Raw genomic sequence first — 12126 nt, forward strand, 5'->3', positions numbered from 1 at the left:
GCGCGGCATTCAGAAGCAAGTGGGCGCCACGTCCGTGATCCGGTACTGCTCATCGACCAGCAAGACCTGGCGCCATTTGTCGAACGTCAGGCAGGGATGGGAAATATCGAAGGCGACCATGTCGCCGACCTGAATGTCGTCGTCCGCGTCGATGTCCATGAAAGCGTGCTGGTCCATCATGGCGGTCAATTTCCAGTGGGCGGGCGCCGGCAGCGGCGCCGGCCGGCCGGGACGATGCTGCACGGCCGGCACTGGCAGGCCGGCGTCGAACGCCGCATCGCGCTTGCCCAGGCCGACGATGGCGCGTCCGCGTTCGGGCAGCGACTGCACGTAGGCCCATACTTGCAGGGCCGGCAGCAGGCCGGGCTCGAGCCGGCGCGCCACCGCGTTGTGGGCGGCGATCCGCTCCGCCGCGCTGCGGTAGATGCCGACGTCGTGCGACAGGTAGCAGCCCGGGCGCAGCACGATCTCCAGCGGCATGCCGATATCCAGGCCGGAGAATTCTTCGGCCACCACGTCGAACCAGGCCGAGCCCGCGCCCGACAGCAGCGCCGGGCCGTCACGGCGCAACTGCCCGCCGGCGGCCAGGGCGCGCAGGGTGTCGACAGCGCGCCGCAGGAAGGCGCGGATGCGCTGCTCGTCCTGCAGCACGCCTTCGTAGATCTCGATGCCGGCCAGCGCCAGCGCCTGCGGCCAGCGCGCCAGTTCGGCCAGTACCGCCTGCAGTTGCGCATCGTCCCGCACGCCGGTGCGCCCGCCGGGCACGCCCAGTTCGATCAGCACCGGCAGCCGCAGCCCCCGCGCCGAGAAATAGGCGCCCAGCTGGGCGGCATTGGCCGCTGAATCGAGCAGGCACCAATAGTCGAAGCCCGGGTCGCGCAGCAGCTCGGCCACCAGCGCCATGTTGGCGCGGCCGACCAGCTGGTTGGCCATCAGCACGCGGCGCACGCCATGGCGGTAGGCGGCGTGGGCCTGCGGCGCGGTGGCCAGCGTGATGCCCCAGGCGCCGGCGGCGAGCTGGCGATGGAACAGCGCCGGGCTCATGGTCGTCTTGCCGTGCGGCGCCAGCTTGACGCCATACGCTTCCATGAAGCGCTGCATCCATTGCAGGTTGTGCCGTACGCGCGCCTCGTAGAGCACCGCCACCGGCAGGCTGACGTCTTCTTCCAGCAGATTCCAGCCCAGGGCCGGCGCCTGGGCCACCGTACAGCCGGGCGGGAAGGCGCCCAGGCCCTTGCCATCCGCGTCCAGCGGCGAATCGGCAGGGGCAGGGGAAAGCGGGGAAGTGGTCATGCGCCTCTCCGTAAAAAAATTACTCAATCAGGCGTATTTGGCGATTATCATGAAAATAATTTACATGACGCACTTGGGAGTTACCCCTACGCCGGCCCGGATCGCATGGCCGGCGGCAGGGTCGCGCGCCCCATGGTGTAATGATCGTTTTGGCCGTTTTCGCGGCTTTCGCCATTCCGTCATGAGCAACGATCTGTTCGCCGCCGATCCGGCTCACCGGCCCTATGTGCCGCTGGCCGAACGCCTGCGGCCCCGCACGCTGTCCGAAGTAGTGGGGCAGTCGCACCTGCTGGGGCCCGACAAGCCGCTGCGCGTCGCTTTCGAGTCCGGCCGCCCGCACTCGATGATCTTCTGGGGCCCGCCCGGAGTGGGCAAGACCACCCTGGCGCGCCTGATGGCGGATGGCTTCGATGCGCAGTTCATCGCCATCTCGGCCGTCCTGGGCGGCGTGAAGGACATCCGCGACGCCGTGACCACCGCCCAGGTGGCGCAGGGCCAGGGCCGCCGCACCATCCTGTTCGTCGACGAAGTGCACCGCTTCAACAAGGCCCAGCAGGATGCCTTCCTGCCCTATGTCGAAAGCGGCTTGTTCACCTTCATCGGCGCCACCACCGAAAACCCGTCGTTCGAGGTGAATTCGGCGCTGCTGTCGCGCGCCCGCGTCTATGTGCTGCAGTCGCTCAGCGCCGAGGAGCTCGAGCAGTTGATCGAGCGCGCCGTGCAGGCGCTCAACGAAGGCCGCGAGGCGGCAGCCGCGATCCGCTTCCAGCCCGACGCCCGCGCGCAGTTGGCGGCCTGGGCCGACGGCGACGCGCGGCGGTTGATCAGCGCGGTGGAAGTGGTGGCCGAATCGGCCCAGGCGGCCGGCCGCGACGAAGTCGACGTCGCCTGGCTGGAAACCTCGCTGTCGCAGAACCTGCGCCGCTTCGACAAGGGCGGCGACGCCTTCTACGACCAGATCAGCGCGCTGCACAAGGCGGTGCGCGGGTCCGACCCGGACGCGGCGCTGTACTGGTTCGCGCGCATGCTCGATGGCGGCGCCGACCCGAAATACATGGCGCGCCGCCTGGTGCGCATGGCGGTCGAGGACATCGGCCTGGCCGATCCACGCGCCACCGAGCTGGCGCTCAACGGCGCCGACATCTACGAGCGCCTGGGGTCGCCCGAAGGCGAACTGGCGCTGGCCCAGGCGCTGGTCTACATGGCCTGCGCCGCCAAGTCCAACGCGGTCTACAACGCCTACAATTCGGCCCGCAAATTCGCCGCCGAGCATGGCAGCGCGCCAGTGCCGATGCACCTGCGCAACGCGCCCACCAAGCTGATGAAGCAACTCGGCCATGGCCGGGCCTATCGCTACGCCCATGACGAGCCGCATGGCTATGCGGCCGGCGAACAATATTTGCCCGACGGCCTGAAGGCGTCGTTCTACCGGCCGACCGATCGCGGCCTGGAAGCTAAAATCCAGCAAAAGCTGGCGTTCCTGCGCGAACTCGATGCCCAGGAACGCGCCAAGAAGCGGTAGGCCCCGGCCCGCCGCGCTCTTTCAACCCTGAATCCATCGCTCATGCTAGACCCGATACTGCTGCGCAAAGACCTGCAAACCGTCGTAGACCGCCTGAAAAGCCGCGGCGTCGATTTCGACAGCCAACGGTTCAACGAACTGGAATCGCGCCGCAAGGCGGTCCAGACCGAGACCGAATCCCTGCAGGCGCGCCGCAACGCGCTGGCCAAGCAGATCGGCCAGCTCAAGGCCCAGGGGCAGGACGCATCGGCGGTCATGGCTGAATCGCAGGCCATTCCCGGCCGCCTGAAGCAGCTCGAGGACGAGCTGGCCGGCGTGCAGCAGTCGCTCAACGAACTGCTGATGGCCGTGCCCAACCTGCCGCATGCCAGCGTGCCGGCGGGCGCGTCGGCCGACGACAACGTCGAAGTGCGCCGCTGGCTGCCCGGGCAGCCCGGCGCGGACGGCAACCCGCAGGCGCTGGGGTTCGAGCCCAAGGACCACGTCGCCCTGGGCGAACCCCTGGGCCTGGATTTCGACACCGCCGCCAAGCTGTCCGGCGCGCGCTTCTCGTTCATGCGCGGCCCGGTGGCGCGCCTGCACCGCGCGCTGGCCCAGTTCATGCTCGACCTGCAAACCGGCCAGCATGGCTACACCGAGTGCTATACGCCGTACATCGTCAACAGCTCCACGCTCTACGGCACCGGGCAACTGCCCAAGTTCAAGGATGACATGTTCTTCGTGACCAAGGGCGGGGACGACGAAGAGCCCCGGCTCGATGAGCGCGGCAACCCGCTGGCGCGCGAAGACCAGTACCTGATTTCCACCTCGGAAATCACCCTGACCAGCGTCGCCCGCGACACCATCTTCGCCGCGGCCGATCTGCCCATCAAGCTCACCGCCCATACGCCGTGCTTCCGTTCCGAGGCGGGCAGCGGCGGGCGCGATACGCGCGGCATGATCCGCCAGCACCAGTTCGACAAGGTCGAGATGGTGCAGATCGCCCATCCCGACGCCTCGTACCAGGCGCTGGAAGAGATGGTCGGCCATGCCGAGCACGTGCTGCAGCTGCTCGAGCTGCCGTACCGCGTCGTGCTGCTGTGCACCGGCGACATGGGTTTCGGCTCGGCCAAGACCTACGACCTGGAGGTCTGGCTGCCGGCCCAGGACACCTGGCGCGAGATTTCCTCGGTGTCGAATTGCGAAACCTTCCAGGCGCGCCGCATGCAAGGCCGGTTCCGGGGCGCGCAGGGCAAGCCCGAGTTCGTGCACACGCTCAATGGCTCGGGCCTGGCGGTGGGCCGGGCGCTGGTGGCCGTACTGGAGAACCACCAGCAGGCCGACGGCAGCATCAGCATCCCGAAGGTGCTGCAGCCCTATATGGGCGGGCTCACGGTGCTGCAGCCCTGATCCGCTTTTTTGGTGTCAGCAAAGCCCTCGCAAGAGGGCTTTTGTTTTATGCGTCGCCATATTTTTGTCTTATCGCGTCGTTATGCTGCTGGCATTTCCGCGTCATTGTCAGCAAATGTGTTCGCATAAAAAAGGGCCGCATCTTTAGGGCACAATATGCGCGGCACGCCGCAGGCGGGTTTTTACGTCAATGAACGTGTGGAGAATGCCCAACATGGATTCCAGAATGATCGGTGATTTTCGTGTGCGTTGCGATGTCGTTGAAGACGAAACGCAAGGCTATCGCGTGCGGATCTGGACCCGCCGCGTCGGAGCGACCGCTCCCGAAAAAAGCTGGCCCGTGCCCGGCCAGCAGCCGTTCGCAACCCGTGCCGAAGCCGAGCAGAGCAGCCGGCAGGTATTCCACGGCATCAACGGAGTACGTTTCAATGGTGAACCCGAGTTCTCGCACGCGTCCGCATAACGGCTGGTGGCGTTCGGCCAGCGTGCCGCGCCGCTGGCCCAGCCCGCAGGCCCGCGTTGCGGTCGCGCCCCAGCCGGCCGCGCCCGCCGCCGAGCCCGCGGTCATTGCGCGGCCGCGCCAGGAAGACTGACGCGCCGGCGCCGCGCCGCAGCCCGGCCCTGCGGGCAGCAGGCTGCCTGGCGAGGGCTTGTTGCCCCGCCGCCCGACCGGGAATAAAAAAAGGCCGCCTGGCGGCAGCCTCATAAAGCCGGGCGGACGGGCCGCCCGTGCACGTGTTGGTCAATCGTCGTAGCGGTGATGGCGGTGGCCATGCCGCTTCCAGTGCTTATGGCCGTGGCGGTCCCAGTGGCGGCCGCCGTAGTAGTACACCGGGGCCGGGCGGACGTAGCGCGGGCGATATACCGGCGCGGGGTGGTAGTACACCGGCGGCGGCGGCGCGACATAGACGGGCTGGGGCGCCACATACACGGGAGCAGGATAGATCAGGCCCGGGATGCCGATGGATACGCCGATGTCGACGCGCGCCATGGCGGCACTGGAGATCAACAGCCCCGCGGCGCCGATTCCGGCAATGAACCATTTTTTCATATGAACCTGCCTTGCTGCCCAAGCAGCCGAGTTGATAAGACGAGCCTATTGTCGGGGCTTTTGGGCGCCAGAACGTGAATGAAGCTGCTGCAATGGCGACAATCCGCAACATGGCCGCCATGCGGCGGCATTGCTCTGTTGCATCGCGGCACGAGGTTTCGCCCGGGGAAAGCCATTTCCGAAATCATCTGAAATTCCTGGCGCCGCGGCGCGTTATGGGGGAGGTGTTACATTCGTACACCAAGGCGGGCGGGTTTGCGACAAGCCCGGTGCGCGTGCCGGGCGCTGCAATATACTGGCCTGCCGCGACAGCGTTTTTTGATACCGAGTCGATGCAAACCAAAATCCACGATCTCAAGCCCGGCTACTACTGGTACACCATGGAGAACGACCCGCTGGCCGTCATTCATATCCATGACGACGGCGGGGCCACGCTCATGGGCACCGATTTCCGCATGGAGGCGCAGGGCGTGGCCGACATGATCCAGCAAGGCGAAAGATTCTTCTGGATCGAGCCGCCCACCCTCTAGCCGCGCTAGCGGCGCGCCCAGCCCGACAGTTCCGGATAATTGGACGGAAACAACGCGCGCTTGGTCTCGTCGTCGTTCACGCGCTTGAAGTCATGCTCCCTGCCCACTTCGCGCGCACGCGCCGCGGCTGGGCGGGCATCGATGGCCGCGAACCAGCGCTTGAGGTTCGGATACGGCGCCAGGGCGTCCGCTTCGTCCTTCATCACGCGCGAAGCACGGTCCAGCCAGCCCCAGCCCGACATGTCGACAATGGAATAAGCGTCGCCCACGATGTAGTCGCGGCCCGCCAGGTGATCGTCGAGCACGCGGTAATGGCGCTCGGCTTCGCGCCGGTAGCGGTTCACCGCATACTCGTTGCCCTGCGGCGCCGCATACTGGAAATGCACCGCCTGGCCTGAAAACGGGCCCAGGCCCGATGCAATGAAGAACAGCCACGACAGCAGTTCCGGGCGGTCGGCCGGCGTTCCGACGAAGCGGCCGGTCTTGTCGCCCAGGTAGAGCAGGATGGCGCTGGAGTCGAACAGCCGCGTTTCGCGGCCAGCCGGCCCCTCGGTGTCGACGATGGCCGGCACCTTGCCATTCGGGTTGACGGCGCGGAACTCCGCCGCATGCTGGGCCCCCTTGCTGGTGTCGACCGGCACCACCTCATAGGGCAGCCCGGACTCCTCCAGGAACAACGCAACTTTCGCCGGATTGGGGGTGGGATGGAAGTAAAAGCGGATCATGGGCAGTCTCCAGGCGCCAGAGGTTTTGGATCGAGTGATCTAGAATACGGCAGGTAGACTGCCCGGGCAACTCCGCCGGGACGACATACAAGGAGCCATCATGGCCAGGCCGCGGGAATTCGATGAGCAGGCAGCGCTGGACGCCGCCGTGGGCTGCTTCTGGCGCAGCGGCTATGAAGCGACATCGGTGCGTGAGCTCGCCGACCACATGGGCATCACCGGCGCCAGCCTGTACAACGCCTTTGGCGACAAGCGGGCGTTGTACCGGCGCGCCCTCGACCATTATGTCGAGAGCCGCTTCGCGGCCCGCGCGCGGCGGGTCGAGCACCTGCCGCCGCGCGAGGCCATTGCCGCCTTCTTCGCCGACATCGTCGAGCACTCGCTGGCCGACCCGCAGCGCAAGGGCTGCATGATCGTCAACTCGGCGCTCGAGGTGGCGCCGCACGACGCGGAGTTCCAGGCGGTGGTCGCCAAGGTGCTGGTGCGCATGGAAGCGTTTTTCCGCCGCTGCGTGGCGACCGGGCAGCAAGCCGGCGCCATCGCGCAGGACCAGTCGGCCGACGACCTGGCGCGGCTGCTGCTGGGGTTGTTGATGGGCGTGCGCGTCATGGCGCGCGCGCGGCCCGAGCCCGAGCTGCTGCAAGGCATGGTGCGCGCGGCGCTCGCCCTGCTGGAGCCGGCGCGCCGGTAGCCTGGCGTTCCGTCAGGCGGGCAGCGCCTTGCCCACCAGTTCGAAGATACCGTCGATGCAGAACTGCACGCCCATGCAGATCAGCAAGAACCCCATGATGCGCGACATCGCGTCGACGCCCGATTCGCCCAGCACGCGCACCACGCGTTCGGCGCTGCGCAGGCAGATCCAGAAAATCAGCGCCACCAGCGCCGTGACCGAGAGCACCACCAGGTGGTGGATCGGCTGCAGGCCGTCGTGGCCGTGCAAGGTCGAGGCGCCGCTGATGATCAGCGCGATGGTCCCCGGCCCGGCGGTGCCGGGCAGCGCCAGCGGAATGAAGGAAATGTCGCGCGGCGCGCGACGCAGGTTGCCGTGCGCGGCGTCCACCTGCACGCGCGGTTCGTCCGGCGCCATCTCCACCTGGGCTTGCGCCTCGGTCTGCGCGTCGGGGAACAGCATGGAAAAACCGATGTACGCCACGATCAGGCCGCCGGCGATGCGCAGGCCCGGGATCGAAATGCCGAACCCGGACATGATGGCGTTGCCGGCATAAAAGCACACCAGGATGATCGCGGCCACGTAGATCGTCGCCCGGTCGACCTGGCGATTGCGTTCATCTCGCGTGTAGCCTTTGCTCAGCGCCAGCAGCAGGGTGGCGCTTGTCAGCGGATTCGCCACGGGCAGCAGGGCCACCAGGCCCAGGCCGACCAGCTTCAGATATTCAAGTATCACGCGGGTGCTCCGGTAAGGCCTGGGGCCGGCGGACGGCCCGCCGGCGCACATGGCCGCATCGTAGCATCGGGCGCCGGGCGCCTGGCGCGGCTGTGGCGCCGGCCCCACGCCAGGTCCATGCGGGGCGCCGGTTTCGGCTACCATCGCGCGGCGAGCCCGTCATCGAAGGATACGCATTCATGAACGATTCTGCCGCGCGCGATGCCCGTCCGTGGGCCGTGTTCCTCGTCTTCCTGCGCCTCGGGCTGACGTCGTTCGGCGGTCCCGTGGCGCACCTGGGCTATTTCCATGCCGAATTCGTGGCGCGCCGGCGCTGGCTCAGCGAACGCGCCTACGCCGACCTGGTGGCGCTGTGCCAGTTCCTCCCGGGGCCCGCCAGCAGCCAGGTCGGCATGGCGCTGGGATTATCCCGCGCGGGCTATGCCGGGGCGCTGGCCGCCTGGGCCGGGTTCACCCTGCCGTCCGCCATCGCATTGATCCTGCTGGCGCTTGGCGTGTCGCGTCATGGCCAGGCGCTCGCGCCCGGCGTGCTGCACGGCCTGAAGATCGTGGCGGTGGCCGTGGTGGCGCAGGCTGTCTGGAACATGGCGCGCAGCCTGTGCACCGATGGCCGGCGCATCGGCATCATGGCCGCGGCGGCCTGCTGCGTGCTGTTGCTGCCCGCGGCCTGGGCCCAGGTCAGCGTCCTGGTCGTCGCGGGGCTGGCCGGCCTGCTGTGGCTGCCGCAGGCGCCGCACGAGGCGCACGAGGCCTTGCCTATCGCCATGAGCCGGCGCGCCGGGGCGGTGTGGCTGCTGTTGTTCGCCATCCTGCTGGCCGGGCTGCCGCTGGCCGCCGGCGCGTTCTCCAGCCACGCACTGCAAGTCGCCGACGCGTTCTACCGCGCGGGCTCGCTGGTGTTCGGCGGCGGCCACGTCGTCCTGCCGCTGTTGCAGAGCGAGGTCGTGCCGACCGGCTGGGTGGACAACGATGTGTTTCTGGCGGGCTACGGCGCAGCCCAGGCCGTGCCGGGCCCGCTGTTCACCTTCGCCGCCTTCCTGGGCGCGTCGCTGCAGGGCGGGCCCTCGGGCTGGCTGGGCGGCATGCTGTGCCTGGCGGCGATCTTCGCGCCGTCATTCCTGCTGGTCGCGGGCGCGCTGCCTTTCTGGGAGCCGTTGCGGCGCGACCGACGCGCGCGCGCGGCCCTGGCGGGCGTCAACGCGGCCGTGGTCGGCCTGTTGCTGGCGGCCTTGTATCAGCCGGTCTGGACCAGCGCCATCCTGGGCCCGCGCGACTTCGCGCTGGCCTTGCTGGCGCTGGCCGCCCTGGTCGCGTGGAAGCTGCCGCCCTGGCTGGTGGTGGCCGGTTGCGCGGCGCTCGGCGCGCTGCTGCCCGGCCTGGCTCCCTGAGCGCGCCTCGTCCCGGGGCGTGCGGCATGCCGGCAGCCGTTCAAGATGCCCCCGACGTCGCCCCCCGCGGAAAGCGCAGGCACGCGCGCAGCCCTGGATTTGCGTTGGCCAGTTCCAGGCGGCCGCCGTGCAGGCGGGCGATCGCCATGACGGTCGCCAGGCCCAGGCCATAACCGGGCACATGGCGATGCGCGCGATAGAAGCGCTCGCCAATGCGGTGCAGCTTCTCCGGCGCAATGCCCGGCCCGTTGTCGACCACCGTCAGCGAGGTCTCGCGCGCTGTCTGGGCGGCCTCGATGCGGATGCGTGCGCCTTGCCCGGCATACTTCAGGGCATTTTCCACCAGCGTGGCGATGGCCCCGGCCAGCAGGTCGGGGTCGCCGTGCAGCGGCGCGGTGCCGGCCGGCTGGAACGTCAACGCCGCCTGGTTGTCCTCGGCAACCGCCTCGTACAGGTCGGCCACGTCGCGCGCGATCACATCCAGGCGCACCGGTTCGAAATGCTTGCGCCGCGCGCCCGACTCCAGTTCGGCGATCTGCAGCAGTTTCTCCGAAACCTTGACCAGGTCCTCCAGTTCGGCCGACAGGCCATCGACCGACTTGCGGATCTGTCCACGCGATTCCGTTTCCCAGTCGATCGTGCGCAAGCGCGCCAGCATGCGAGTCAGCGGGGTGCGCAAATGGTGGGCCACGGCGTCCGAGACATTGCGCACCCCGCTCATCAACAGCTCGATGCGATCCAGCATGCGGTTGATGTCGTTGGACAGCAGCGCGAACTCGTCCTGGCGCGGATGCGCCGGAATGCGCTGGCCCAGCTCGCCGGCTTCAATCTGCGCTGCCGTCTGGCGGATGATCTCGACGCGGCGCTGCAGCACGCGCCGGAACAGGGCCGCGCCCAGCAACACCAGCAGCGCGATCACGCCGGTGGCCGCCAGGCTGACTTTACGGATCAGGTCGGTCAGTTCGTACAGGTCGCGCAGGTCATGGCCGATGATCAGCGTCGAGCCGTCGCGCAGCTTGCGGGCCACCAGATAGCCGTGCACCGGCTGGCCGCGCAGCAGCACCGAACGCATCACGCCGCTGCCGTTGAGCGGCGCGTCGCCCGGGTCCCAGGCGATGTTGCCCGCCAGCATGCGGCCGACCGGATCCAGCAGCATGAACATTTCGGTGTCCGTGTTGACGTGGTCGGCCATTTCCAGCGAGATTTCGCGCGCCAGGCCGGCCAGGCCGCCTTGCTCGAAGTGCGCGTTCATGCGCTGCGCCGTGATCTGCACCTGGCGCGAGAACTGGGATTCCAGGATCTTGACGCTCTGGGTGTACAGGAAGAACAGCGACACCAGCGAGGTCAGCAGGGCCAGTATGCTGTAGTTGAGCGTCAAGCGGAACGCCACTGAACTACGGATGGCGCGCAGCGCCCCGGCCAGGCGCCGCATCATGGCCGGACCCGGTCGCCGGATTCGGCCTCGGCCGCCAGGCGGTAGCCCACGCCACGCACCGTGTGGATCAACGGGATGTCGGCGTCGCCATCGATCTTCTGCCGCAACCGGCTGATGTGCACGTCGATCACATTGGTCTGCGGGTCGTAGTGATAGCCCCATACCGTGGCCAGCAGCATGGTGCGCGTCAGCACCTGGCCCGCGTTGTTCATCATGTAGGCCAGCAGCTTGTATTCGCGCGGTTGCAGCGCGATGGGGCGGCCGCCGCGCGTCACCTGGCCGCTGACCAGGTCGAGCGACAGGTCGGCCACGTTGAGCTGGCGCTGTTCGTAGCCGGCTGACGAGCGCCGGATCAGCGCCTCGATGCGCGCCGCCAGTTCGGGAAAGGCGAACGGCTTGGTCAGGTAGTCGTCGCCGCCGGCCTTCAGGCCGCGCACGCGCTCGTCCAGCGCGGTCAGCGCGCTCAGCACCAGCACGGGGGTCTTCTTGCCCAGCGCGCGCAGCGACCACAGGATCGACAGGCCGTCGACGTCATTGGGCAGCATGCGGTCCAGCACGATCGCGTCCCAGTGCTCGGTGGTGGCGCGCTGCAATGCCGTCGCCCCGTCCATGCAGACCACGGGATCGTAGCCCAGCTCTTTCAGCCCATTGGCGATGTAGCGGGCATTGTCGGCGTCGTCCTCGACGATCAGGCAGCGCCACATGGTTTACCTCCGCATTCCGGCCCGTCCACACTGAAACCGTGTCGCGCGGGCCCTATGCCTTGCAGCGGCGAATTCTAGCGCACGCGGCTGCGCCACATGGCCCGTGCATCCCCCGACATTACCAATAATTAATGATTCGGTAATCCCCGGACAGCCGCCCGCCTGCGTACCATCACTACAGACTCACGCCGGCATCGCGCCATACTGGTGGCCGGCCTGAAGGACGCCTTGCGATGGATGCACCGATCTTGCAGACTCCCTCCCGCGCCGCTGAAAACCGGGCCTTGCGGCCCGCCGACTTCGCCGCGCTGGCGGATTTCCGCCACGAACTGCGCCGCTTTGCCATGGGCAGCGAGGCCCGGGCCCATGCCTGCGGGCTGGCGCCGCAGCAGCACCAAGCCCTGCTCGCCATCAAGGGCAGCCCGATCGCGCCCACCGTCACCGAGTTGGCGCAGCGCCTGTGCATCAAGTCCCATAGCGCGGTCGAATTGGTCAGCCGGCTGGCGCGCATGGGCATGGTGACGCGGCTGGCCGATCCCGACGACGGCCGGCGCGTGCTGCTGGGGCTGACGCCGCGCGCCGAACGCACGCTGGAAGACCTGTCCGCCGCGCACCTGGAGCAGCTGGAAAACATCCGTCCGCTGCTGACGGGGCTGCTGGAACGGTTCGGCCGCTGACGCGCTG

Annotated in this window: 13 protein-coding genes; 7 read left to right on the forward strand and 6 right to left on the reverse strand. The window is 68.1% G+C overall.

Annotation, left to right across the window (positions count from 1 at the left end; genetic code table 11):
• Nucleotides 1-9 precede the first annotated feature (9 nt).
• Nucleotides 10-1293: an amino acid deaminase gene (locus tag ACKTT0_RS14290; protein ID WP_407850519.1), complete on the reverse strand. Its 1284-nt coding sequence runs from the start codon at nt 1291-1293 to the stop codon at nt 10-12.
• Nucleotides 1294-1474: 181 nt separating this feature from the next.
• Between ACKTT0_RS14290 and ACKTT0_RS14295 the strand changes: the two genes are divergently transcribed.
• From ACKTT0_RS14295 to ACKTT0_RS14305, 3 genes are all read left to right on the forward strand, one after another.
• Entirely contained in the window at nt 1475-2815 is a 1341-nt protein-coding gene (locus tag ACKTT0_RS14295) for a replication-associated recombination protein A (protein WP_407850520.1), read from the forward strand.
• A gap of 42 nt (nt 2816-2857) precedes the next feature.
• On the forward strand, nt 2858-4204 hold the full coding sequence (gene serS / locus ACKTT0_RS14300) for a serine--tRNA ligase (protein ID WP_407850521.1): 1347 nt from the start codon (nt 2858-2860) through the stop codon (nt 4202-4204).
• A 214-nt stretch (nt 4205-4418) separates the two neighbouring features.
• Entirely contained in the window at nt 4419-4667 is a 249-nt protein-coding gene (locus tag ACKTT0_RS14305) for a hypothetical protein (protein ID WP_407850522.1), read from the forward strand.
• A 279-nt stretch (nt 4668-4946) separates the two neighbouring features.
• Here ACKTT0_RS14305 and ACKTT0_RS14310 read toward each other — a convergent pair whose 3' ends face one another.
• Entirely contained in the window at nt 4947-5255 is a 309-nt protein-coding gene (locus ACKTT0_RS14310; protein ID WP_407850523.1) for a virulence factor, read from the reverse strand.
• Between the two features lie 332 nt (nt 5256-5587).
• Between ACKTT0_RS14310 and ACKTT0_RS14315 the strand changes: the two genes are divergently transcribed.
• A complete protein-coding gene (locus ACKTT0_RS14315; protein WP_407850524.1) occupies nt 5588-5785 on the forward strand; it encodes a hypothetical protein in 198 nt (65 codons plus the stop codon).
• Between the two features lie 5 nt (nt 5786-5790).
• On the opposite strand, the gene ACKTT0_RS14320 is transcribed toward ACKTT0_RS14315, so the two are convergent.
• A complete protein-coding gene (locus tag ACKTT0_RS14320; RefSeq protein WP_407850525.1) occupies nt 5791-6510 on the reverse strand; it encodes a glutathione S-transferase family protein in 720 nt (239 codons plus the stop codon).
• Nucleotides 6511-6610: 100 nt separating this feature from the next.
• Here ACKTT0_RS14320 and ACKTT0_RS14325 point away from each other — a divergent pair, with 100 nt between their 5' ends.
• On the forward strand, nt 6611-7201 hold the full coding sequence (locus tag ACKTT0_RS14325; RefSeq protein WP_407850526.1) for a TetR/AcrR family transcriptional regulator: 591 nt from the start codon (nt 6611-6613) through the stop codon (nt 7199-7201).
• Nucleotides 7202-7213: 12 nt separating this feature from the next.
• On the opposite strand, the gene ACKTT0_RS14330 is transcribed toward ACKTT0_RS14325, so the two are convergent.
• Nucleotides 7214-7915 carry a MarC family NAAT transporter gene (locus ACKTT0_RS14330; protein WP_407850527.1) on the reverse strand — a complete coding sequence of 234 codons (702 nt, stop codon included), beginning with the start codon at nt 7913-7915 and terminating at the stop codon, nt 7214-7216.
• A 179-nt stretch (nt 7916-8094) separates the two neighbouring features.
• Between ACKTT0_RS14330 and chrA the strand changes: the two genes are divergently transcribed.
• Complete coding sequence (chrA, locus tag ACKTT0_RS14335) at nt 8095-9303, forward strand: chromate efflux transporter (RefSeq protein WP_407850528.1); 1209 nt, start codon at nt 8095-8097, stop codon at nt 9301-9303.
• 40 nt (nt 9304-9343) lie between these two features.
• On the opposite strand, the gene ACKTT0_RS14340 is transcribed toward chrA, so the two are convergent.
• Nucleotides 9344-10738: a HAMP domain-containing sensor histidine kinase gene (locus ACKTT0_RS14340; protein ID WP_407850529.1), complete on the reverse strand. Its 1395-nt coding sequence runs from the start codon at nt 10736-10738 to the stop codon at nt 9344-9346.
• Nucleotides 10735-11442: a response regulator transcription factor gene (locus ACKTT0_RS14345; protein WP_407850530.1), complete on the reverse strand. Its 708-nt coding sequence runs from the start codon at nt 11440-11442 to the stop codon at nt 10735-10737. The genes ACKTT0_RS14340 and ACKTT0_RS14345 overlap by 4 nt, the downstream gene beginning before the upstream one ends.
• Before the next feature lie 248 nt (nt 11443-11690).
• Between ACKTT0_RS14345 and ACKTT0_RS14350 the strand changes: the two genes are divergently transcribed.
• Entirely contained in the window at nt 11691-12119 is a 429-nt protein-coding gene (locus ACKTT0_RS14350; RefSeq protein ID WP_407850531.1) for a MarR family transcriptional regulator, read from the forward strand.
• Nucleotides 12120-12126 lie beyond the last annotated feature (7 nt).

Origin of the sequence: Bordetella saccharivorans (assembly GCF_045862855.1) — a bacterium.
Lineage (GTDB): Bacteria > Pseudomonadota > Gammaproteobacteria > Burkholderiales > Burkholderiaceae_B > Bordetella_A > Bordetella_A petrii_F.

Bases quoted from the DNA above. Each gene is read 5' to 3' on its own strand.
- ACKTT0_RS14310 (WP_407850523.1), bottom strand. From the start codon at position 5,255: ATGAAAAAATGGTTCATTGCCGGAATCGGCGCCGCGGGGCTGTTGATC.
- ACKTT0_RS14305 (WP_407850522.1), top strand. From the start codon at position 4,419: ATGGATTCCAGAATGATCGGTGATTTTCGTGTGCGTTGCGATGTCGTT.
- ACKTT0_RS14290 (WP_407850519.1), bottom strand. From the start codon at position 1,293: ATGACCACTTCCCCGCTTTCCCCTGCCCCTGCCGATTCGCCGCTGGAC.
- ACKTT0_RS14320 (WP_407850525.1), bottom strand. From the start codon at position 6,510: ATGATCCGCTTTTACTTCCATCCCACCCCCAATCCGGCGAAAGTTGCG.
- ACKTT0_RS14340 (WP_407850529.1), bottom strand. From the start codon at position 10,738: ATGATGCGGCGCCTGGCCGGGGCGCTGCGCGCCATCCGTAGTTCAGTG.
- chrA (WP_407850528.1), top strand. From the start codon at position 8,095: ATGAACGATTCTGCCGCGCGCGATGCCCGTCCGTGGGCCGTGTTCCTC.
- serS (WP_407850521.1), top strand. From the start codon at position 2,858: ATGCTAGACCCGATACTGCTGCGCAAAGACCTGCAAACCGTCGTAGAC.
- ACKTT0_RS14325 (WP_407850526.1), top strand. From the start codon at position 6,611: ATGGCCAGGCCGCGGGAATTCGATGAGCAGGCAGCGCTGGACGCCGCC.
- ACKTT0_RS14315 (WP_407850524.1), top strand. From the start codon at position 5,588: ATGCAAACCAAAATCCACGATCTCAAGCCCGGCTACTACTGGTACACC.
- ACKTT0_RS14295 (WP_407850520.1), top strand. From the start codon at position 1,475: ATGAGCAACGATCTGTTCGCCGCCGATCCGGCTCACCGGCCCTATGTG.
- ACKTT0_RS14345 (WP_407850530.1), bottom strand. From the start codon at position 11,442: ATGTGGCGCTGCCTGATCGTCGAGGACGACGCCGACAATGCCCGCTAC.